The sequence below is a fragment of the Stutzerimonas stutzeri genome, assembly GCF_002890895.1.
Lineage (GTDB): Bacteria > Pseudomonadota > Gammaproteobacteria > Pseudomonadales > Pseudomonadaceae > Stutzerimonas > Stutzerimonas stutzeri_AB.
Window position 1 is genome coordinate 334,596 of sequence record NZ_POUL01000004.1, and the last position, 19,731, is coordinate 354,326.

The 19,731-nt window shown below is 60.6% G+C and carries 20 protein-coding genes; 16 read left to right on the plus strand and 4 right to left on the minus strand.

Annotation, left to right across the window (positions count from 1 at the left end; genetic code table 11):
* Nucleotides 1-13: 13 nt before the first annotated feature.
* The 7 genes from CXK96_RS09885 (at nt 14) to CXK96_RS09915 (ending at nt 5,277) form a co-directional block, all read left to right on the plus strand.
* Nucleotides 14-352 (plus strand): DUF4389 domain-containing protein, encoded by a 339-nt coding sequence (locus tag CXK96_RS09885; RefSeq protein WP_102836278.1) that lies wholly within the window; start codon nt 14-16, stop codon nt 350-352.
* On the plus strand, nt 349-807 hold the full coding sequence (gene sixA / locus CXK96_RS09890; protein WP_102836279.1) for a phosphohistidine phosphatase SixA: 459 nt from the start codon (nt 349-351) through the stop codon (nt 805-807). The genes CXK96_RS09885 and sixA overlap by 4 nt, the downstream gene beginning before the upstream one ends.
* A gap of 83 nt (nt 808-890) precedes the next feature.
* Nucleotides 891-1,346, plus strand: a complete 456-nt coding sequence (locus tag CXK96_RS09895; RefSeq protein WP_102836280.1) for a hotdog fold thioesterase — start codon at nt 891-893, stop codon at nt 1,344-1,346.
* Nucleotides 1,347-1,455: 109 nt separating this feature from the next.
* Nucleotides 1,456-2,262 carry an alpha/beta fold hydrolase gene (locus tag CXK96_RS09900; protein ID WP_102836281.1) on the plus strand — a complete coding sequence of 269 codons (807 nt, stop codon included), beginning with the start codon at nt 1,456-1,458 and terminating at the stop codon, nt 2,260-2,262.
* Nucleotides 2,259-3,116, plus strand: a complete 858-nt coding sequence (locus CXK96_RS09905) for an alpha/beta fold hydrolase (protein WP_102836282.1) — start codon at nt 2,259-2,261, stop codon at nt 3,114-3,116. The genes CXK96_RS09900 and CXK96_RS09905 overlap by 4 nt, the downstream gene beginning before the upstream one ends.
* Before the next feature lie 178 nt (nt 3,117-3,294).
* The gene (locus CXK96_RS09910) at nt 3,295-4,098 is read left to right on the plus strand and encodes a DUF4892 domain-containing protein (protein ID WP_102836283.1); all 804 of its coding nucleotides are present in this window, start codon (nt 3,295-3,297) and stop codon (nt 4,096-4,098) included.
* A gap of 84 nt (nt 4,099-4,182) precedes the next feature.
* The gene (locus CXK96_RS09915) at nt 4,183-5,277 is read left to right on the plus strand and encodes an AI-2E family transporter (RefSeq protein ID WP_102836284.1); all 1,095 of its coding nucleotides are present in this window, start codon (nt 4,183-4,185) and stop codon (nt 5,275-5,277) included.
* Between the two features lie 51 nt (nt 5,278-5,328).
* On the opposite strand, the gene CXK96_RS09920 is transcribed toward CXK96_RS09915, so the two are convergent.
* Nucleotides 5,329-6,315: a patatin-like phospholipase family protein gene (locus CXK96_RS09920; protein WP_102836285.1), complete on the minus strand. Its 987-nt coding sequence runs from the start codon at nt 6,313-6,315 to the stop codon at nt 5,329-5,331.
* Nucleotides 6,316-6,491: 176 nt separating this feature from the next.
* Here CXK96_RS09920 and selD point away from each other — a divergent pair, with 176 nt between their 5' ends.
* From selD to CXK96_RS09960, 8 genes are all read left to right on the plus strand, one after another.
* A complete protein-coding gene (gene selD, locus CXK96_RS09925; RefSeq protein ID WP_102836286.1) occupies nt 6,492-7,526 on the plus strand; it encodes a selenide, water dikinase SelD in 1,035 nt (344 codons plus the stop codon).
* Nucleotides 7,526-8,632 carry a tRNA 2-selenouridine(34) synthase MnmH gene (mnmH, locus tag CXK96_RS09930; RefSeq protein WP_102836287.1) on the plus strand — a complete coding sequence of 369 codons (1,107 nt, stop codon included), beginning with the start codon at nt 7,526-7,528 and terminating at the stop codon, nt 8,630-8,632. The genes selD and mnmH overlap by 1 nt, the downstream gene beginning before the upstream one ends.
* Before the next feature lie 26 nt (nt 8,633-8,658).
* The gene (locus CXK96_RS09935) at nt 8,659-8,937 is read left to right on the plus strand and encodes a hypothetical protein (protein WP_073299532.1); all 279 of its coding nucleotides are present in this window, start codon (nt 8,659-8,661) and stop codon (nt 8,935-8,937) included.
* 90 nt (nt 8,938-9,027) lie between these two features.
* Complete coding sequence (locus CXK96_RS09940) at nt 9,028-9,630, plus strand: flavin reductase family protein (protein ID WP_102836288.1); 603 nt, start codon at nt 9,028-9,030, stop codon at nt 9,628-9,630.
* A 176-nt stretch (nt 9,631-9,806) separates the two neighbouring features.
* Nucleotides 9,807-10,724 carry an AAA family ATPase gene (locus tag CXK96_RS09945; protein WP_102836289.1) on the plus strand — a complete coding sequence of 306 codons (918 nt, stop codon included), beginning with the start codon at nt 9,807-9,809 and terminating at the stop codon, nt 10,722-10,724.
* 31 nt (nt 10,725-10,755) lie between these two features.
* Complete coding sequence (locus tag CXK96_RS09950) at nt 10,756-11,718, plus strand: DUF58 domain-containing protein (protein ID WP_102836290.1); 963 nt, start codon at nt 10,756-10,758, stop codon at nt 11,716-11,718.
* Nucleotides 11,715-13,736: a transglutaminase TgpA family protein gene (locus tag CXK96_RS09955; protein WP_102836291.1), complete on the plus strand. Its 2,022-nt coding sequence runs from the start codon at nt 11,715-11,717 to the stop codon at nt 13,734-13,736. Before CXK96_RS09950 ends, CXK96_RS09955 begins: the two co-directional genes overlap by 4 nt.
* A gap of 98 nt (nt 13,737-13,834) precedes the next feature.
* Nucleotides 13,835-14,632 (plus strand): acyl-CoA thioesterase, encoded by a 798-nt coding sequence (locus CXK96_RS09960; protein WP_102836292.1) that lies wholly within the window; start codon nt 13,835-13,837, stop codon nt 14,630-14,632.
* 68 nt (nt 14,633-14,700) lie between these two features.
* On the opposite strand, the gene CXK96_RS09965 is transcribed toward CXK96_RS09960, so the two are convergent.
* Both CXK96_RS09965 and CXK96_RS09970 read right to left on the minus strand, forming a co-directional pair.
* Entirely contained in the window at nt 14,701-16,173 is a 1,473-nt protein-coding gene (locus CXK96_RS09965) for a methyl-accepting chemotaxis protein (RefSeq protein ID WP_102836293.1), read from the minus strand.
* A 110-nt stretch (nt 16,174-16,283) separates the two neighbouring features.
* Nucleotides 16,284-17,096, minus strand: a complete 813-nt coding sequence (locus CXK96_RS09970) for a TatD family hydrolase (protein WP_102836294.1) — start codon at nt 17,094-17,096, stop codon at nt 16,284-16,286.
* 175 nt (nt 17,097-17,271) lie between these two features.
* Here CXK96_RS09970 and CXK96_RS09975 point away from each other — a divergent pair, with 175 nt between their 5' ends.
* On the plus strand, nt 17,272-18,681 hold the full coding sequence (locus CXK96_RS09975; RefSeq protein ID WP_102836295.1) for a transglycosylase SLT domain-containing protein: 1,410 nt from the start codon (nt 17,272-17,274) through the stop codon (nt 18,679-18,681).
* A 4-nt stretch (nt 18,682-18,685) separates the two neighbouring features.
* Here the strand turns inward: CXK96_RS09975 and CXK96_RS09980 are convergent, their stop codons facing one another.
* Nucleotides 18,686-19,705 carry a lipase secretion chaperone gene (locus tag CXK96_RS09980; RefSeq protein ID WP_102836296.1) on the minus strand — a complete coding sequence of 340 codons (1,020 nt, stop codon included), beginning with the start codon at nt 19,703-19,705 and terminating at the stop codon, nt 18,686-18,688.
* Nucleotides 19,706-19,731: the final 26 nt, after the last annotated feature.

A 19,731-nucleotide genomic window follows, 5' to 3' on the forward strand; every position in this document is an offset into this window, starting at 1 on the left:
AACGGAGCTATCAATGAACACATCACAACGCAGCGCAGAGCGCGAGTCGCTGATTCTGCGGGCACTCTGGATGCTGGTTTTCTTTTTTGTCTGGCAACTGGCTGAATTGGTATTGCTGGTCATTGTCGTGGCGCAGCTGGTGCTGCAGGCGGTTAACGGCAAAGCGAATGACAGCTTGCTGGAGCTCGGTGACAGCCTCAGCCAGTATGTGGCGCAAATTGGTCGTTTTGGCACCTTCAACACGGACCGTAAACCCTGGCCAATGTCCGACTGGCCCAAGCCGCGTCCAGCCGACCGGGATGCAGCTCCTCCCGTGCAACCGGCCCCTTCGGAGCAGGAGCCTCAACCGTGAGGTTGTGGCTGCTACGCCACGGCGAAGCTGAGCCCCGGAACCGCACTGATGCCGAGCGTAACCTCACTGCAGCCGGTCGAGTTGAAGTGGAGGGCGCTGCCGCGCATCTGCAAGGGCGACCGGTGCAGGCCATTCTGGCAAGCCCCTACCAGCGAGCCCAACAGACCGCTGAACTTGTTCGGCAGACACTCGGTTTCGGCGGTCCAGTTGAAACCGTACCCTGGCTGACGCCGGAATCTGACCCGGCCGATGCGCTGCTCTATCTTGATCGTCGCAGCGAACAGCATGTGCTGCTGGTCACTCATCAGCCCTTTGTCGGTGTGTTCGGCGGCTGGCTGGTCAGTGGTCACCGTGAAGCGCCCATACCAATGGCAACCGCCAGCCTGGCGGAATTGGAAGGGGAACATGTGGCGGCGGGGTTGATGCACCTGGTTGGGCTGCGGCACCCGGTCTGAAGTCAACGGCTTCCTATCTATGCTGGGCCTACTGCTGCAGGTGATGATCCATAAACAATGATAAAAACAGGAGAGCGACACACGTGAGCATCTGGCAACGTCCACCGAGCCTTGAACAACTCAACGCCAACCGGCAGAACACCATTGTCGAACTGCTCGATATTCGTTTCGAAGCAGTCGAAGAGGACTGTCTCACGGCGAGCATGGTTGTCGACTCCCGCACCCACCAGCCTTATGGTCTGCTGCACGGCGGCGCTTCGGTTGTGCTCGCTGAGACCGTTGGCTCAATGGCTAGCTATCAGTGCATCGACCCCAACCGATTCTATTGTGTCGGCCTGGAAGTGAACGCCAACCATATCCGCGCGGTGCGCAGCGGCCGTGTCACTGCAGTCTGCCGTCCGGTTCATCTTGGACGCTCCAGTCACGTCTGGGATATCCGGCTGCACGGAGATGACGGCAAGCTGAGCTGCATCTCGCGTTTGACCGTTGCAGTCGTACCTCTTGGCGAAAACAGCCCACAACCTGTAGGGACATTGTAGACGCCCTTGTTTGGCAGGACTGCCTTTGCTTCTGCCGCTTCGGCCGATTGCCGTTAAGGGAAGGGGCGCCAGACAATGGCCGTCGTTTCCATTCAGCTGCTTAGAACCCATGACGCAACGCATTTTTTTCGCTCACGCCAACGGTTTTCCATCGGCTACCTATCACAAGCTGTTCGAAAACCTGACGCCCGAGTACGCCGTTACCCACCTCGATCAGCACGGTCATGACCCGCGCTTTCCGGTGAATGACAATTGGCAGAACCTGGTGCAAGAGCTTATTGAGCAGCTGGTCGAGTTGCAGGAGCCGGTCTGGGGTGTCGGGCATTCGCTTGGCGGAATGCTGCATTACCACGCTGCTCTGCAACGCCCGGAGCTTTATCGTGGGGTGGTCATGCTCGATTCACCCATGCCGACCTGGCTCGACCAGACGCTGATCTGGGCGGGCAAACGTTTTGGTTTCATTGATCGCCTTACGCCCGCCGGCCGTACCCTGGGCCGTCGCGAGCAGTTCAGCTGCGTCGACGAAGCGCGACGTTACTTCGCGAGCAAAGCACTGTTTCGCGCCTTTGATCCTGCCTGCCTGGATGCGTATGTCGAGCATGGTTTGGAGCCCACCGAGCAAGGCGTCCGCTTGCGCTTCGATCCGGAAACGGAGATTCGGATCTATCGCAGCGTGCCGCATGTGACGCCCGGCTGGCCCCATGCACTGAAAATGCCGCTGGCCGTGGTGCGCGGGCGTCAGAGCCGGGTGGTGCTGCCTCATCATCTCTATTTGTTGCGACTGGTTGCCCACGGGGAGGCACACACCTTACCTGGTGGGCATATGTTTCCGCTTGAGCGACCGGATGACACCGCGGTCCTGCTCAGGCAGTTGTTCACTCGCTGGAGCGAATCGAACAGAAGGGGTGCTGCATGAGTGTTACGTTCGAAGAGATCCGGCTAAGCCTGCCCCATATCGAGGTCGCTGCGCACCTGTACGGTCCGGAGGACGGCCAGCCTGTCATTGCCCTACACGGTTGGTTGGACAATGCGGCTACCTTCTCTCGTTTGGCGCCGTTGCTCGAGGGTCTCCGCATCGTTGCGCTAGACCTTCCAGGACACGGCCATTCCGATCATCGACCGCTCGGTGCCGCCTATAACATCTGGGACTACGCGCACGATGTACTGCAGACGGCCGAGCAGTTCGGCTGGAAGCGGTTCTCCTTATTGGGACACTCGATGGGCGCCATCGTGTCGGTGTTGCTGGCCGGAGCCATGCCTGAGCGGGTCGAGCGGCTGGCATTGATCGATGGGGTGATTCCCTTTACTGGCGAAGCCGAAACTGCGCCACAGAAGCTTGGCGAATCGCTGCAAAAGCTGCTCGCCGTGGACGACAAGCGAAAGCCGGTTTACGCCACCTTCGAGCAGGCTGTTGCGGCACGCATGAAAGGCGTGGGGGCGGTTAGTCACGAGGCGGCCGAGCGGCTTGCGCAGCGAGGACTGATGCCGGTTCCTGGAGGCTATACCTGGCGAACCGATGCGCGCCTTATGCTGCCGTCATCGATGCGACTGACCCGCGCTCATGCTCTAGCATTCGTACATTGCGTAGCTTGCCCGGCGAGCCTGATCCTGGCGGAGCAAGGTTTGCTCAACCAGCCAGCCATGGTCGAATTAACCCAGAACTTGCCGTTCGAGCTGCATCGCCTGCCCGGCGGCCATCATTTGCACCTGGATGATCAGCTCGGTGCTGAGGCGGTGGCGGCCGTTTTCAATCCGTTCTTCGCAGGCTGAGCCGAGGCAGGACGGCGTTACGCAAGAATCTGTCGCAAAGCCCTGCTTGACTTGCTTTTAGCAACTGGTGACGCTGGGCCATCGCCTCAGCAGGGACCACCTCGATGATTGACTTCCATACCATTGCCATCTCCAACGGTCGGACCGCGTCGACGGCGGTGCTCCATTGAGGTGCCGTATGCGAGTTATATCGGTAACAGGGCTGTTCTTGGCTGTCGGCATCACTGAAGCGGCAGACCTTCCGGGCAGCCGAGATTTCGACATGCTGCCACGATACCCACAGTCTGAAATTGTGGCCTTCAAAGAGCGCGACGTGCTGGACCGAACCTATCCTCTTGATTCGATTCGGCGTATCAGTGGGCGGCTACGAATGAGCGATCAGATCACCGCCAGCGGCTATCTGACGGCGGTGACTTATAGGTTGCCCGACGTCCATACGGGCATAGAGGCCTTCGAGCGGTCGCGGAGTCGCCTGTTGCAGGAGGGCGCTGAGCTGCTTTTCTGGTGTGAGGGGCGCGAATGCGGGTCGAGCAGCCTGTGGGCCAATGAAGTGTTTCACCGCTCGACACTTTACGGCCCGGAGGCAAGGCAGGCTTACCTGCTGGCGCGCCTGCCTGGCGATTCGGATCGGCTCATGGCGCTCTATGGCGTTACCCGTGGCAACGGCCGTCCCTATCTGCAAGTGGAGCAGTTCCAGCCGGATGAGCCGCTCGGTATTATCCTGCCGAATCCGGGCACCCTGTTGCGTCAGCTGAAAAGCACCGGCGAACTCTGGCTGCCGCGATTACCACAAGAGCCCACGGCAGAGTGGGGGGCGCTGCTGGCGAACTTGCTGCGGCTCGATAGTACGATACGGGTCGCATTGAGAGGCAAGGGCGCAGCGGCTTGGTACGAAGCGCTGACGCAAGAGAGGATCAAGGCGCGGCGCATCGAAGCAGAAGCCACCGACGAGGATGGGCTGCGGATCACGTTGTTGCGTTGAGGCTCCGTTTCAGTCTGCAAAAGCCACTGCTCTTCCAGGCGCACTTTGCTCTAAAGTGCGCCACCTTCTTCCATAGGTAACACCATGCTCAACAACGATCGTCTGCTGGTGCAGATTCTGCTCCTGGTGTTGCTCGGCGCCTGCGTGTGGGTGTTGGCCCCGTTTGCCTCAGCGCTCTTCTGGGCGGCGGTGCTGGCATTCGCCAGCTGGCCGATCATGCGCGTACTCACCCGATGGATGAGCGGCAATTCCACGCTTGCCGCCACCCTTTTAACGGGCGGATGGATGGTCCTGGTAGCCGTGCCGCTGGTCTGGTTGGGGTTCAACATTGCCGACCAGATCCGCGAGGTCAACGTGCTGGTGCACAATCTGCAGGTGCAGGGGCTGCCGCCACCGCCGGCGTGGCTCGCTGAATTGCCGCTGATTGGCGACAACCTGCTGAGTCTCTGGAACACGCTGGATGAGCAAGGTACGGCCTTCTTCGCGACGATCCGGCCTTATATAGGTCAGGTGGGCAACTGGTTGTTGGTGCGCAGCGCACGCGTTGGCGGTGGGATGCTGGAACTGGCGCTCAGCCTGGTACTGGTGTTCTTCTTTTATCGAGATGGGCCGAAACTGGCTGCGTTCGTACATAGTCTGCTGCATCGACTGATTGGTGACCGCGCTGATCACTACCTGGAGTTGGTAGCCGGTACGGTTCAGCGTGTCGTTAACGGTGTGATCGGCACCGCGGCTGCCCAGGCGATTCTGGCGTACGTCGGATTCAGCATTGCCGGCATACCCGGTGCGCTGATCCTCGGTCTGCTGACCTTCGCTTTCAGTTTCCTGATGGTGCCGCCGCTGATCTGGGGCCCCGCCACGCTCTGGCTTGCCTGGCAGGGTCAGTACGGCATGGCCGTATTTCTGGGGATATGGGGCATGTTCATCATCAGTGGCGTGGACAACGTGCTGAAACCCTACCTGATCAGCCGCGGCGGTAACCTGCCCTTGGTGGTGGTGCTGCTTGGCGTATTTGGTGGCGTGTTGGCGTTCGGCTTCATGGGGCTGTTCCTCGGTCCGACGCTCTTGGCAGTTGCTTACAGCCTGCTGGAAGACTGGCTGGTCAAGGAAGTGCCAGGCATCGTCTCGCCAGCAAAGCGTCCGAGCGATCAACTGGAAGATGCAGCGGTACGCGACTAGCTGACTGCTGCTGGCAGCTCTGTTGCCGGTCGGTTACGCAGGTTCGAGCCGCTAGAGCTGCTCGCTCTCGTATTTGTCCAGCGCATCGCTGGCAACGATCTGTCCCAGCTTGATCAGCTCAGGGGCTTTGTAGAATTCGTAGAAACGGCATGCGCGCTTGGGGATGTTCACCAGGACGTTGGGCGGATAGCCAGCGATCTTGTATTGGGTCAATGAGGATTGCATCACTTCGAAGCTCTGGTTGATGAGCTCCAGCAATGATGCCGGACCGCCCACATCAATCACCATCGATCCCTCGGCCGACTTCGGCGCACTTTGCCCTGATGGGGCGGCCGGCGGCTGGGCCTCGCCAGGTCCACCAACGGCAGCGAGTTCGGCAATATGCTCTTCGAGCCCTTTGCTGCGCCAGAACGGCAGGTGTGAGCTGATCGAGCTGACCATGGCATCGAAGCGTCCTGGGCGGATTATTTCCGGCAGCGGGTATTGCCGATGGTTGTTGGCGTTGAGATTGACGGCGATGATGATGTCGCTGTGGCTAGAGACCACCGGCACGATGGGCAGGGGATTGAGTATGCCGCCGTCGACCAGCATCCGGTTGCCTTGCATGACCGGCGTGAACAGGCTTGGGATAGCTGCCGAGGCGCGCATCGCCAGTTCCAGATTGCCCTCCTGAAACCAGATCTCCTGCTGATTCGTCAGGTCGGCGGCGACGGCCGTGAATGGGATTGGCAAATCCTCAATGTTGACCGAGCCGAGCATCTCCCTGATGCGTCCGAAAATCTTCTCGCCGCGTATCGCCCCGAGGCTGAAACTCGGATCGACCAATCGCAGCATGTCGAAGTAGTCGAGGCTTTCAATCCATTCGCGGTATTCCCCAAGTTTCCCGGCTGCGTAGATCCCGCCTACGACTGCGCCCATCGAACAACCTGCAACACAGGTGATCTCGTAGCCCCGGGTCTCGAGTTCTTCGATTACGCCGATGTGCGCGTAACCGCGAGCCCCCCCCGACCCCAACACCAGTGCGACCTTGTTGCCCATGTAGTTCTCCCTCTTGGCGTTGGGCGATAGCTTCCAGCTTCAGGCTGCAAGCTTCAAGCTAAAGCGAGGAGCTGGTCGTTTCCGAGCAATCCCTTCGGCTCACGCCGCAGCGATGTGGTCACCAGCCTTGCTACAATCGACGCCCGTTTTGCCAGCTTCACGAGAGTCTTTCCCAGATGAGCGAACCCATCCGCCTCACCCAATACAGCCACGGTGCCGGCTGCGGCTGCAAGATTTCGCCCAAGGTGCTGGACGTGATCCTCGCCGGCAGCGGGGCACAGAACCTTGACCCCCGCCTGTGGGTCGGAAATGCCTCGCGTGATGATGCCGCGGTCTACGGCATCGACGAAGAACGCGGCGTGGTATCGACTACCGATTTCTTCATGCCAATCGTCGACGATCCCTTCGACTTCGGCCGTATCGCCGCGACCAACGCCATCAGTGATATCTACGCGATGGGCGGTGATCCTCTCATGGCGATCGCCATTCTTGGCTGGCCCGTCAACGTGCTGCCGCCTGAGGTGGCGCGCGAGGTCATCGCGGGTGGCCGAGCCGTGTGTGAGGCCGCAGGCATTCCGCTAGCCGGCGGGCATTCGATCGACGCGCCCGAACCGATATTCGGCCTGGCTGTGACCGGTCTGGTCAAAAAGAACCAGATGAAACGTAACGACACAGCCTCGGTTGGCTGCAAGCTCTATCTGACCAAGCCCCTAGGTATAGGCATTCTCACGACCGCGGAGAAGAAGGCCAAATTGCGACCCGAGGATGTCGGCAGGGCGCGTGACTGGATGTGCACACTCAATACACCTGGTAGCCGCTTCGGCAAGCTCGACTGCGTGCGTGCGATGACGGACGTCACCGGTTTCGGGCTGCTCGGACATCTGGTCGAAATGGCTGATGGCAGCGCTGTGACTGCGTGCATCGACTACGCCCACGTGCCGCGTCTGGAAGGTGTCGAGTATTACCTCGAACAGGGCTGTGTGCCTGGCGGTGCGGGGCGCAACTTCGAGAGTTATGGTGACCGTATTGCTCCCATTGACGAAGTGCAGAAGCAGTTGTTGTGCGATCCGCAGACCAGCGGCGGATTGTTGGTCGCCGTTGCCCCTGAAGGGGAGGCAGAATTCCTCGCAGTTGCCGCTGAACTCGGCCTGATGCTCCAGCCGATCGGTGAGTTGATCGAAGCCGGCGCCTTTGCCGTCGAGGTACGTTGATGCGTGGCGATACCGATAATTTTGCCGAGCTGTTTCTTAACGATGTGCCGATGATGGACGCACGAGCGCCTGTGGAATTCGCCAAGGGCGCGTTCCCTGGCGTGGTCAACCTGCCGCTGATGAACGATCTCGAGCGCCAGAAGGTTGGCACCTGTTACAAACAGCATGGTCAAGAAGCGGCGATCGAACTGGGCCATCGGCTGGTGAGTGGTCAAGTCAAGGCTGAGCGTATTCAGGCTTGGGCCGACTTCGCCCGCAACAACCCTCAGGGCTATATCTACTGTTTCCGCGGTGGATTGCGCTCGCAGCTGGTCCAGCAGTGGCTCAAGACTGAGGCGGGGATCGACTATCCGCGCGTAACCGGTGGTTACAAGGCGATGCGCCATTTTCTGCTGGACACCATCGAACATGCGGCCGCGCATGACAATTTCGTGCTGGTCGGCGGTATGACCGGGACGGGTAAAACCGAGGTGCTGGCGCGTCTGGAAGACGGAGTTGATCTGGAAGGCATTGCCAATCATCGCGGCTCTAGCTTTGGCAAGCGCGCCACCCCGCAGCCGGTGCAGATCGACTTCGAGAACGCTCTGGCGATTCGCTTGTTGAAGATGCAGAAAGCCGGTGCCAGGCAGTTCGTGCTGGAAGATGAAGCGCGGCTGGTCGGACGCTGTTCTATCCCGCTGCCCTTGTTCCAGGGAATGCAGCACTATCCGCTGGTCTGGCTCGAAGACAGTTTTGAGGGCCGGGTCGATCGCATCCTCAAGGACTATGTGATCGATCTCTGTGCAGAGTTCATCACCGAGTTCGGCGACGAAGGTTTCACCGCATTTACCGAGCGTTTGCAGCAAAGCCTGGTCAATATCAGCAAGCGGCTCGGCGGCGAATGCTACACACGGCTGGCAGCGATCATGGATCAGGCACTTGCCGAACAGGCAAGTACGGGTTCGGTTGATCTGCACCGCGGATGGATCGAGGCGTTGTTGAGGCAGTACTACGATCCGATGTATGCCTACCAGCGTGAAAACAAGGCCGCCAGAATCGAGTTCGCTGGTGAGCAAAACGCGGTCGTCGAGTTCTTGCGCGAGCGCGCTGCGGGTCATGAACACTGAGCAGGTCTCAAAACGAGGATCTAGGGATGAAGAACTTAATCTGTCTATCGCTGTTGGCACTGACCCTGACCGGTTGCGCCGCCAAGACCGCCTACCGAGACAGCTGTGCATCACAGCTGAACGCCGCCTGGGAAGAGCAAAGCCTGGCCGAGGCGGAAGGCTTCGCCGGCACCGTCAGCTATTCCAAGGCGATGGCACTGCTGACCGGCGCCAAGACCCAGCAACAATTCGAGGCCTACCAGGGCTGCGTGGAGAAGGCCAAGAAGGCCCGTTTCTATCTGCGTGAGTCGCGCGCAGGACGCTGATGTTGCTGCCATGCTGTGGCGGTCGCCTGGCCGCCACTTCCTTATCCATCGGTTCCACGCAATCACGGAAGCGATTCAGCAGGGATCTACATGCAGGTTGATTTTTCCGCGCTGGCACCGGTCGAGGCCTATCGTTGGCTAACGTCCACCATTACGCCGCGACCCATTGCCTGGGTCTCGACTTGCTCGACCTCGGGCGTCAGCAATCTTGCCCCGTTCAGCTTCTTCCAGGTCATCAGCAGTAACCCTCCAACGTTGCTGATCAACGTCGGCTTGAAAGACGGCCTACCAAAAGACACCGCCCGGAACGCGCACGAGACAGGGGAGCTCGTTGTGCAACTCGTCAGCGCCGAGCAAGCCGAAGCGATGAACGCCTCTGCGGCTACCTTGCCACACGGCATCAGCGAGTTTGAGCACTGCGCGATTGCCAGCGAACCGGCTAGCCTCGTGAAGGTGCAGCGGGTCGCCGGTGCGCCGGTTGCCTTCGAATGTCGCGTAGCGCAGATCCTGCCATATCCGCCCGAGTCGCCTAATTGCCAGCTCATCTTCGCCGAAGTGTTGTTAGCGCACATCGACGACAGTGTTCTCGATGGGCGAGGTCGCGTCGATTCGGCCCGGCTTGATCTGGTTGGCAGGCTGGGCGGCGCGGCGTACAGCTATACGCGCGAGCGTTTCGAGATGCAGCGACCCTGACAGGCGCCCAAGTTTCTGATCGCTTGGGTCAGGAAACGACCCAAGCTGTGAAGCGGTGTGGCGTCATCACCCGCCGGATCAAGTGACGTATCACAACTTCTCAACACCAAGTTTTCACCGCTTTGCCTGCGCTCGCCGGGTCAGTAGGATCGAAGGAACAAACAAAGGAGAGTTGCATGCGCACCCGATTGGAAGTCTGTCTGCGGTCGGTCAATGAAGTGCTGCTCGGCAAGCAATCGCAGGTGCGATTAGCAATGGCCTGCCTGCTGGCGAGGGGGCACCTACTGGTCGAGGACCTGCCCGGTATGGGCAAGACGACCTTGAGCCATGCGCTTGCGAAGGTCATGGGGCTGGATTTCCAGCGCATCCAGTTCACCTCCGACCTGCTGCCGGGCGATATTCTCGGCACCTCGGTATTTGACAAGGAAAGCGCTCAGTTTGTGTTTCATCCGGGACCGATCTTCGCTGAGCTGGTACTGGCGGACGAAATCAACCGGGCTACACCAAAGAGCCAGAGCGCGCTGCTTGAAGCCATGGAAGAAGGGCAAGTCACTATCGAGGGCGCGACGCGACCTTTGCCCGAGCCCTTCTTCGTGGTCGCCACGCAGAACCCGGTCAGCTCCGGCGGTACATTTGCCCTCCCTGAATCACAGCTGGATCGCTTTCTCATGCGTCTTTCGCTGGGCTACCCGGCTAAAGCGGCGGAGAAAGCATTGCTGCTCGGCGATTCGCGTCGCGATTTGCTCGCCCGATTACAACCCCAGCTGGATCGCGTCGAGTTAGCTGCTATACAGCAGGCGGTGAGCGCCGTTCGCGTCAGTGATGCTCTGGTCGATTACGTTCTGCGCCTGGTCGAGGCCACGCGCACCCAGCCGCAATTCGCCTGGGGCTTGTCACCCCGTGCGAGCCTGGCGCTGCTGGCGGCAGCCCGTGCCTGGGCCTTTCTCGACGGTCGAGACTATGTAATCCCGGAAGACGTCCAGGCGGTGCTGCCCTCGGTGGTTGGCCATCGGTTGCGCGAACGCGCCGATGCCACCGGGCATGGCGGCGGCGCATTGGTGCAATGGCTGCTGCGCGAAGTGCCGGCGCTGTGACGCCGCCTCTGCCGGACTGACGGGGGCGGATATGCGAGTGCTACCACGGATACGAGATCGCTGGCTGCTGAAACGCATACCGCCAGGCCCTAGCGTGCGCCTCAACCAGCGTCGCATCTTCATCATGCCTACGGCGGTCGGGATGAGTTTCCTGGTCGCGCTGCTGTTGATGTTGCTTGCCGCGATTAACTACGAGAGCAGTCTGGCTTACGCCCTGACATTTTTGCTGGGCTCGGTATTTGTCGTGGCAATTTTGCATACCTGGCGCAATCTGGCGGGGCTCGAATTGAAAGCGGGGGGCTCGGAAGCGGTTTTCCTCGGCGAGCAGGCCCGCTTGCGGGTGCGTCTGGAAAGTCGGGGTCGCCTGTACCAGGCCGTCTCGGTGGGTTGGCCTAAAAGTGGCCTGCAGCTGGTCGACGTGCCGGCAGCAGGGACCTGCGAGCTGGAATTGAGCCTGCCCACCGAGCACCGTGGCTGGCTGAGACCAGGACGGTTACGTGTGGAAAGCAGGTTTCCCTTGGGCATTCTAGTGGCATGGAGCTGGGTAGACCTGCAGCAGGCCGCACTGGTCTATCCACGCCCAGTCGCAGGCGAGCCGCCAAAAACCGGCGGGCACGCCGAAGAGAGCGCTGAGGGTTCGCTGGCGCAAGGCAGCGGCATCGACGATTACCAAGGCTTGCGCCCCTGGCAACCAGGCGACTCGAGAAAACGTTTGAACTGGAAAGCCTACTCTCGAGGGCAAGGCTTGCTGGTCAAGGATTTCACTGCGCTGTCCGGCGAGGACCCATTACTGGATTTTGCTGCACTCGACGGCGATGTCGAGTCCCGATTGTCGTTGCTCTGCCACTGGGTAGTGGAGCTGTCGGCGCGCCAGCAACCCTTCGCCCTCCGTGTCGCCGACACCACCATCGAAGCTGGCGCTGGCGTAGAACACCGCAACCGCAGCCTTCGGGCATTGGCGTTGTTCGGACTGCCGTCTGTGGAGCCGAAATGAGCAGCCTGCAGCCCATTCCGCGCAACGGCCTGATCTGGCTGTTGGTAGCACAGGTGCTGGTCATCTTGCCGCATCTGGCTCATCTGCCGCTGTGGATCATTGGCCTCTGGCTGGGTTGCGCGATCTGGCGGGTGCAGATTTTTCGCATGCGCGCTCGATACCCGCGGGGCTGGGTGAAGGCAGTGATGATGCTAGGCGCTGCGTTTGGCGTCTATTTTTCGCGCGGGGGGTTGATCGGACTCGACGCCAGCGTGGTGTTGCTCATCGCGGCGTTCATCCTCAAGCTGGTGGAAATGCGCAGCCGTCGCGATGCCCTTGTCCTGGTGTTTCTTGGCTTCTTTGCCGTGGTCACCAGCTATTTGTTCAATGACGGGCTGCTCGCCGGGCTTTACAGTCTGGCACCAATCGTCGCGCTGCTGGCGGCGATGATAGGCCTGCAGCAGAGTCCGGTGGGCACACATCCCTGGCCAACGCTGCGACTGGCAGGCGCTTTGCTCCTGCAGGCGATTCCCTTAATGCTGGTCCTGTTTGTGCTTTTTCCGCGCCTGGGACCGCTCTGGTCATTGCCGCAGCCGAAGGATCGCGGCGTGACCGGTCTGGCTGACAGCATGTCGCCGGGCGACATGGCCGAACTGAGTCGCTCGAATGCACTGGCGTTTCGCGCCAGTTTTGAAGGCCCGATCCCCGAGCGGGACCAGCTGTACTGGCGTGCGGTCACCTTCGAGCGTTTCGATGGGCGGCGGTGGTCTCAGTCTTTTTCATCGCAGCTTCCACGAGCCCCGGAGTGGTCGCCGCGGGGCGCGCCTGTTGAGTACAGCATCGTCATGCAGCCCAGTGGGCGGCCTTGGTTGTATGCACTAGACGTGGCAAAGGTAGATGCAGGCGACGTGCGACTGATGAGCGACTTCCATCTGGCGCGCCCACGGCCGGTTGAGAAGCCGCTGCTGTACCGGGCGACATCCTGGCCGGAGGCGCTGCGTGAACCAGACGCTGGACCTACGACCCTCGGACGGGCTCTAGAGCTGCCCTTATCGGGTAACTTACGCAGCAGGGCCTGGGCCGCAGAACTGCGGCGTCAGCACCAGACACCCAAGGCAACCGTGCAAGCACTGCTTAGCCATTTCAACCAGCGGCCCTACCGCTATACGTTGCGTCCGTCGCCCGTTGGTGAGGATATCGTCGACGGTTTCCTGTTCGAGACCTTGAACGGATTTTGCGTGCATTACGCAGGCGCGATGACCTTTGTCCTGCGCGCAGCAGGCATTCCCGCACGGGTGGTCGCCGGCTATCAGGGGGGGGAGGTAAATCCGTCGGGCAACTACCTGTCGGTGCGTCAACTCGATGCTCATGCCTGGGTCGAATACTGGGAGGCGGGCAGCGGTTGGGTCAGTGTGGATCCGACATTTCAGGTCGCACCGGAACGCATCGAACGAGGGCTGGAGGAGTCGCTTGGCGCTGAGCAGGATCTGATCGAAGGCGCCATGATGGACCTCCGGCGCTACCGTGATATCAGCTGGCTGAACGACTTGCGGTTTGGTTGGGACAGTCTTAATTACGGCTGGCAGCGCTGGGTGCTGAATTACCAGGGCGAACGACAGCTGGAAGTGTTGCGAGGCCTGTTCGGCAAGGTCGACGCCCGCAATCTCGGTTTTATGATGGTCGCCCTGGGTGCGTTGCTGATTGTCCTGCTGGCGCTTGCGCTCCTGAAGCCCTGGCGCCGGGAACGGGATGCTCAGCTGCGTCAGTTCCAGCGCTTCGAACAACTGCTGGCGCGACATGGCATAGCGCGGCAGTCGGGTGAGGGCGCGCGCGACTTCGCACAACGCGCTGCAAAGCAGCTGCCGGATGTTGCTGCCCAGATCCAGAGGTTTTCCGGGCTGTATGAACAAGCCCGCTATGGGGGGCAGCCAACCGAGCTGGCCGAGATGAAGGCTGCGCTCTACAGGTTGCGCCGACAGCTACCCTGGCGTGGCAGTGGGAGCAACAGGCGGCGTGACATCGACAGCGAGAAGCCATAGCTGCTCGCGATGGCATGACATCACCGATCATTCGCCGATTTCTGTGCCGGTGGGTGCGGCGATAAGATAAACCCAATAATAACGAGCCGAGGTTGGGAATGACCCTGTCCGAACTGCTACAAGCCGTGCGTGAAACTCCTCAAGATGTCGTCGTGCCTTCCAGCTGGGGGCAGGGGCGAGCCGGCTTCGGCGGGCTGGCCGCCGCGCTGGTATTCGAAGCCATGCAGGCCAAGGTGCCAAGTGGTCGCCCGGTGCGGTCGCTGTCTATCAGCTTTGTAGGGCCGCTTGCGGTTGATGTGCCCGTTAGCTTTGAGGCCGAGGTGCTGCGCGAAGGCAAGGCGGTCAGTCAGGTGCTAGGCCGTGCCGTCCAGAACGGTCAGGTAGTCACACTGGTGCAAGGCAGTTTTGGTGCGGCGCGTGTCTCTGCCGTCAGGGTGGAAGCTGAGCCGGCGCCTGAACTGCCACCGGTGGAGGCCTGTCAGGAGTTGCCCTACATCAGCGGTGCCACACCTGAGTTCACTCGCCATCTGGTCATGCGCTGGGGCATCGGCGGTCTGCCTTTCTCTGGTAATACCTCACGAGAAATGGGCGGGTGGGTTCGTCAGCGTGGCGAGGTCGACCGGGAGCCGGTAACCGTCTCGCATCTGCTGGCGCTCGTCGACGCGTGGCCGCCAGCAGTGCTGCCTCATCTGAACAGTTTCGCGCCGGGCAGCTCGCTAACCTGGACTATCGAATTTGTTCAGCCACTGCCAATAATCGACACTCACGAGTGGTGCCGATACCGCGCGGTGATTGAGCACGCTCAGGACGGCTACGGTCATTGCGCCGCGGCGTTATGGACCGGCAAAGGTGAGCTGATTGCCCTGAGTCGACAAACGGTAACCGTCTTCGGTTAACTAGGGCGCTGCCCGCTGGGTCGTTAAACCTGCGGACAGGCACGTCAGCCTCACAGGCTGATGCGCGGTTAGAGCTTGAGTTGGTGGATAGCCTTGCTGAGCTCGCCAGAAAGTGCGGCGAGTTCAGCGCTGGTGTTCGCCGACTCGACGGTTTGCTGCACGGTTTGCTCGGTGACGTCGCGAATGCCGGTGACCGAGCGGTTCAGCTCCTCGGCAACTTCGCTTTGTTGCTCGGCGGCGACGGCAATCTGCGTGTTGCTCTCGCGCATCTGTGCCACCGCTGCGGTGATGGCTTCAAGTGCTAGTCCTGCTTCACGTGCTTCGCGCACGCAGTCGTCCGCCTTGAGCGAACTCTCCTGCATGAACTCGACGGCATCGCGGGTCATGCCCTGCAGCCCGGCGATCATCTGCGTGATTTCGTCTGTGGATACCTGAACGCGTTTGGCCAGGCTACGCACTTCATCCGCAACCACCGCGAAGCCTCGACCCATTTCCCCCGCACGTGCCGCTTCAATGGCTGCGTTCAAAGCCAGCAGATTGGTTTGTTCGGCGATGCTGTGAATGACACTGACCACGCCGTTGATTTTCTGGTTGTCGGCGGCAAGCTGCTCGATGGTTTCGGCAGTCTGCTGTACGCCCTGCGACAGGCTGGATATCGAGCGCTCGACTCGCCCTACGACCTGCTGCCCATTGCCCGCAAGCTGGTCCGCGCTCTGTGATTGGTCGCGCGTCTCTCTGGCGTGTTCGGCGATGTGGTAGACCGTGGCGGTCATCTCGTTGATCGCGGTTGCAGCCTGATCGGTTTCGCTCTGCTGGCCGAGCATGCCCTGGCGGACCTCACCCATGCTCGATGCAAGGCGAGCCGCTCCTTCATCGAGGCGGGTGGCCGCCTGGGCTACGGTTCCGACAATGCGCTGATAACCGGCCTGCATGGCGTTGAATGCCGCTGCCATCTCGCCCACTTCATCACGGCTCGCCAACGGCACCCGCATCGCGAGATCGCCGCTGCGCTCGACATGCACCATGACATTCTTGAGTGTATTGAGATGGCTGAGGAGGAAATGAATCAGCAGCTGTGATGCGGCCAGTAGCACCAACATCAGCACAGCAACAGCAACGGCATAGTTCAGAAAATGTTCACCCAGCAGTTGTATGGCACTGGGCACGCGCGCCAGCACAGCCAGGGTTTCTCCGCCCGGTCTGGTCACAAGCTGGGCGCCCAGCACCGGCGTAGTGTCGAACAGACGGTCATGCTCGATGGCTACCCACCCCTGGCGGGCGGCTACTGGTCGCCCCTCGATAGTGATGGCCTGACCAGCCGGAAACACCTGAATGTCACCACCCGTGGGCATTGCTGTGCCTTCCGGCCAGCTTTGTATCAGTGCCCCTATCTGCTGCGCGTTGTTCTGGGCGTCCTGGCTTCGCGACTGCTGTTCAAGTTGCAGGGCAAAGAGCACCAGCAGCAGGGTGGTTGCGAACGACACCAGGTTCAGCGCCCAGAACTTGTACTTCAGTGACAGATCGCGAATCCATAAAGCCATTGCATGCTCTTCTTATGTCGATGACCGGAACGGTTCGTCGCGCGGAGGCATCGCCGCTTTTTTGCGAACCCGTTCTGTTAACGGCCGAAACGTGTTGGGCTTGAGTCAGTTCAGTCCTCATTTATTGGCTGTATGCGAAAGAATTCCTGAGCACAATGCGTCGTGCTTTGCGCCAGCTGTTCTTCGCTGACACCGCGGTGACGGGCCACTTCACGAAGCACTTCAGGAAGAAACGCCGGCTCGTTCTGGCCACCCTTGGGCTTGGGTCGCAGCGTGCGCGGTAGCAGATATGGGGCATCGCTTTCGAGCATCAAACGGGTCGCAGGAATGTCGCGCACCAATGGGTGCAGGTGGGTGCCGCGGCGCTCGTCACAGATCCAGCCGGTGATGCCGATATGCAGGTCTAGATCGAGATAGGCGTAGAGGGCGCGTTTTTCGCCGGTAAAGCAGTGTACCACTGCAGCGCTGAGCTGATCACGGAACGGCCTGAGAATCTGTACCAGACGTTGGTCGGCGTCGCGCTCATGAAGAAACACCGGCAGGCCGGTTTCTACTGCCAATTGCAGGTGTTCTTCAAGGACTCGCTCCTGTTGCGCGCGAGGAGACAAGTCCCGGTTGAAATCCAACCCGCATTCACCAACCGCGCGTGCCTCGGGTTCGCCGAGTAGGGCCTTGAGCTGTGCGCCGGTACTGGAAGTCCATTGGCTCGCGTCATGAGGGTGAATGCCTGCTGTGCAGAACAGCCGATGTCCGCCTTCATCCAGCTCCCGGCAGAGTGCTAACGCCGATTCGCTTTCGTCGAGGCTGGTGCCGGTCAGGACGAGCTGGGCAACGCCCGCTGCGTGGGCACGATCTACGACCGCGCGTGGGTCTCGGGCGAAGGTAGGGTGGGTAAGGTTGACTCCGATGTCGACAAGCTGCATGAAGTGTCTCGCTTATGAGATCAAAATATATGCATTAAAATCAGCTACTTAAGCATGATAATTAATGTAGATGAAAAGGTGTTGCTGGCGATCAGGCCAAGGCTGTGACAATCTTCGCCACCCTGCGGCGGGGTAGCCGCTGTATAGCTTGTCTGATTCGAGCCGATATCCGGAAATGACCCGACTATTTTCCTTGCTGCTGTGTCTGCTCGTGCTTATGCCCTGGCCGGCGTCTGCGCGGGTTATGGGGCCGCAGGCCTGGCAGTCGGCCGATACCGTACGCGATCTTGCGGACATCCGCCGCAGCGGCGTTTTGCGGGTGCTGGTCAATCAAAGTCGCAATAGCTCCGGCGAGGTTAAAGGCGAAGCTATTGGTGTTGAGTATGTACGCCTGCGTGCGTTCGAGCAGCATCTCAATCGCGGGTCGAAAGGGCCTCCGATCGCCTTGAAGATCATTCCCAAGGCCAAGGATCAGCTGCTCGGCGCGCTGCAGCGCGGGGAGGGCGATCTGGTCGCGCCCGGGGAAATCTTGCCGCAAGGAACGATACGCAGGCTGAGCCGCAGTCGCTCGCTGATCGGTCCGGTGCCGATGGTATTGGTGAGTCGGCAGGGTGGTCCCCGCTATCACAGTTTCGAGCAACTATCCGGTCGTAGCTTGGCGTTGTCCGCTGGCAGTGCCGCAGGTTCTGCTCTCGACAAGCTCAATAGCACCTTGATGCAAGCTGGGCGAGCACCGATTGCCGTCGAATGGGTCGATCCCACGCTGGCGGTGGAAGACGTGCTGGAGATGGTACAAGCCGGCGTCTATCCGGCAACGGTGGTGGAGCAGCCGATTGCGGAGCGATGGGTCAAAGTGCTGCCGAAATTGCGCATCGAGTCGACGCTGACGTTGGGCGCTCCCGCTGACATGCACTGGTTTGTGCAAAAGGATGCGGGGATGTTGCGCGCGAGCATCGACCGTTTTCTTCAAACCTATAACGCACCGGATAACCAGGATGCGGCTTTTGTTCGCGTCTACCGAAGGCTCTATCGGGTTCAGTACCCGCTCGATCGTGTCGGCAGACAGCGCCTGGAAAAGGTGCGTCCGACCTTGCAGCGGCATGCTCAGGGGCAGGAGATTGACTGGCTCAACCTGGCGGCTCTGGCTTTCAAAGAGTCGACGCTGAACCCATCTGCTCGCGGAGCCTCCGGCGCCACCGGGCTGATGCAGGTAACGCCAGCGACCGCTCGCAGCATGGGGGTGCAGGACATCGGCCAGCTGGACAACAATGTGCTGGCCAGCGCGAAGTATCTGGCAAGCATCCGCAAATCCTTTTTCTCCAGTCCCAGGCTGAATGAGCGCGAGCGCATGGCGTTTGTGCTGGCCGCATACAACCTCGGTCCGCAGCGAGTCCAGAGTTTGCGTGCGGAAGCGCGGCGTCGAGGTCTCAATCCTGATCAATGGTTTTTCCAGGTCGAGCGCGTTGCCATGTCGACCATGGGCATGGGCGTGGTCAGCTACGTCAATGCCGTGAACAAGTATTACCTGGCCTATACCCGAGAGCGGTATCTGCTCGAGGGTGGCCCGCAAAGCGCCGGCAACTGAACGCTCAGCCGCGCTCAGCCGCGACCAGTTGCTCAGCCGCTTGAAGGCGCTGACGTTCATGCTCGGTGAAACGTTCGGTCGCCAAGCGGGAAATGGCGGCACGTTTATCCGCTTGGCCGAGGCCCCGGCTGCGTTCAATCCGAAGTTTTTCCTCGCGGTAGGCGGTGACGCGGGCCTGCCATGCTTGACGCTTGGCGTCGAGCTGCTCCAGACGGGCTGCGGCTGCGTTGCCAACCAATTGCTGGCGTAGCTGGCGCAGGTCCGTGAGGTTGCCACCACTGGCTGCTAACGCGCGGGTCTGTTCGCGCAGCTGTACTTGCATCTGTGCCGCCATCGGATCCTGCAGTTCCGCTGGCAGGTTGTTGCGCAAGCGGTCCAGTGCGGCGCCCTTGCCTGACGCATCAAGACTTGGATCATGACGAATTGCCAGGCGTTCCAGCATGAAGCGGTCAGCTGCTTCGTCCGGACCGAAGAAGGTCTGATGGACTAGGTCATCGAATATTCCTGCACGCAACTGCTGAACTGCGCGCAGCCGGTTGCGCATGGCGTCGATGTCTGCCTGCTGCATATGCTGCTGTTCCAGCATCAGCAGCTGCCGCTTGTAGTCCAGGTACTGGCTCAGCAGCTGGGTGGCGTGGCCTGCTGCTGGCGTGGGCAGCTGCGCTTCGATATAGCGACGTAGGCGGTTTACGCTGGTTTCCAGGGGCTCCTCGCCAATCGAGGCAAGGAAGTAATCGAATACGCGGCGTATCTCAGCATCAATGATCAGCTTTCCGGCGGCGTCAGCCCGAAGTCGACCGTCCACTTGGGTGCCGGCAAAGGAGCCTGGCAGGCGGCCAAGTGCATCTGTCCGAGGCCGCGGAATTGGAGCTGCGCGCTCTGGCAGACGGGTCTCGCTGGTATTGATCCGATCGTTCTCGGTGCGGCTCTGCGTTTGGGCAGGTTCTGAGTCGGGCGGGGCACTGCCGTTCATCACAATGCCGATCAGCAGCGTCAGTACAAACAGGGCGGCGATAAGTTTCATCAGGATGCCTTCTAGTCAGAAGGTGG